The sequence below is a fragment of the Burkholderia sp. E168m23 genome, assembly GCF_016586125.1.
Lineage (GTDB): Bacteria > Pseudomonadota > Gammaproteobacteria > Burkholderiales > Burkholderiaceae > Burkholderia > Burkholderia orbicola.
Window position 1 is genome coordinate 1 of sequence record NZ_BCPP01001128.1, and the last position, 2,062, is coordinate 2,062.

At 71.5% G+C, this 2,062-nt stretch carries 2 protein-coding genes; both read right to left on the reverse strand.

What is annotated here, in order from left to right; translation table 11 throughout:
- Window positions 1–1,002: helix-turn-helix domain-containing protein (locus JMF90_RS34850; protein ID WP_201326142.1), on the reverse strand; the 1,002-nt coding region annotated here is incomplete at its 3' end.
- Between the two features lie 216 nt (window positions 1,003–1,218).
- A complete protein-coding gene (locus tag JMF90_RS34855; protein WP_054928228.1) occupies window positions 1,219–1,767 on the reverse strand; it encodes a hypothetical protein in 549 nt (182 codons plus the stop codon).
- Window positions 1,768–2,062: the final 295 nt, after the last annotated feature.

Sequence of the window (2,062 nt, forward strand, 5' to 3'; positions counted from 1 at the left end):
CAGCGTCTCCGACGGCCGCTTGCCGAACAGACGCCGGTAATCCGTCGCGAACTGGCTCAGATGCCAGAAGCCCCACGCCTCCGCGACGTCCTGCACCGAACCGGCCGCACGCCCGCACAGGTCGCGCCGCGCGCCGTTCAGCCGCAGCGTGCGCAGGTAGGTCGCGGGCGCCATCCCGAGCACGTCCTGGAAACAGTACTGCAGCGTGCGCCGACTCACGTGCAACTGCTCGCACAGCTCGGGCACGCCGACCGGGCGCGTGCGGTGCGCGAGCACGTAGTCGCGCGCCTGGTCGACGATCCAGCGGCGCGTCGACGGCGCGGCGCCGCTGCCGTCGTCGGCCGGTTGCGCGCACGCATCGAACAGCGCGGCCAGCACTTCGGCCTGCAGGTCGTCGCGCTGCGCATCGGGCAACGGGCCGGCCATCGCCACCGCACCGTCGAGCCGGCGCCCGAGCAGCGCGCACAGGCGCGCGAGCCGCGCGTCGCCGACCTGCATCACGCGCTGGGTGAACAGCCGCTCGTCGAGCGCGCGCCGTTCGACTTCCTCCGCATAGCGGCGCAGCACGTCGCCGCGCACGACGACGCCGTAGATCGAGAACTGCGCGGGCGTCACGAGTTCGAACTCGACGTTGCCGGGCCGGAACGCGAGCGCGCCGGGGCCGATGCGGCACGCATCGACACGCGCAGAACCGTCGCACACGAGCGGGATGCCGAACCAGTACGCATCGCCGCGCACCTCGCACGCCTGGCGCAGCAGGTGGCTGGTCGATTCGCGAAACAGCTTCATCGTGTCGAGCGGCAGCTCGGTCAGCGTGCCGACGAAGCGGCCGGCCGCGAGCTGGTCGTAGGTCTGCCGCCAGCCGATCAGGTTGCGCGCCTGCTCGTCCGCATCGTGCGCGACGCTGACGACGGCCTGCCCGGCGAACGCGTCGTCGCCCTGCGCGCTGCGCCGCGTGTCTTCGGCGGTCGGCTCCGCCGTACACGCCACATGTTGATTCATCGTGTCCTCCCTCACCTGCGCGGAACCGTGCGTATCCATCACGCAAGTCCCGTGCCGAACCTCATGGCCCGGCGAGCAGCCCGCCATTGCACGCTGTCCGGCCGATGCGCGCCATGCGGGCGCACCCGAAGGCGGCATGCCGCGCACGCCGCCGGTGCGATCCGCGCGGCGACCGCGCATGCGCGCCGCCGCCCGGGCGCAGTCACCGGCTACCGCCTACCGGGCCGGCTTCAGCCGCACGACCCGCGTCCCGCAATTGCCGTATGCCTGCACGATCGTCAGCTCGACGATCGCGCTGCCCACCGCCCACGGCGCCGCGTCCGCTTCCGGCAGATCGGTGCGCAGCGTGGCGCGACCGTTGATCCGGTAGCGCAGGCCGCGCACGAAATCGACGAACAGCAATCCGACCCCGCTGCCGTCGCAGGCGGCCGCGTCGATCCGGCCGCCGTCGCCGTCATGCGCGGCGGGCAGCGCGAACCGCAGCGTCTTCGTATCGATCACGCGCACCACCGGCAGCAGATCGCCGTTCGCGTCGCGCCGGCTCTGCACGATGTCGCAGGTCATCGAGGCACCGCCGCCGCATGCCGCGCCGACGAACATGAACGGTTGCGATTCGACGAACTGCCGTACGCCGAGGCTCAGCCGCGTCGTCACGGCATCGCTCATCCGCTCGGCTTCGTCGGCGACGCCGAAGCGGTGTTGCGCGTCGAGTTCGCCCGGATGGAAGACCGGGTGGCGGGGAAATGATCGGGGCAGTTCTGCCATGCTGGTTGTCGTCGTCGCACGCATCGGCGCACCGTGCCGCCGCGCATGCGCGACGGCCGGCAGCGTTGCCGGCGCCGGCCGCCCAACGAAGCGCAACCGGCGCCGACTGTCGAAATAAGGAAATCGAACCGCGCGACGTGCCGGCCCCAACCGGCCCCGACACGTCGCGCCGGCTTCGGCAATCAGAAGAACCCGAGCGCCTCGGCCTGGTAGCTGACCAGCAGGCACTTCGTCTGCTGATAGTTCGACAGCGCCATCTTGTGCGTCTCGCGGCCGATCCCCGACTGCTTGTAGC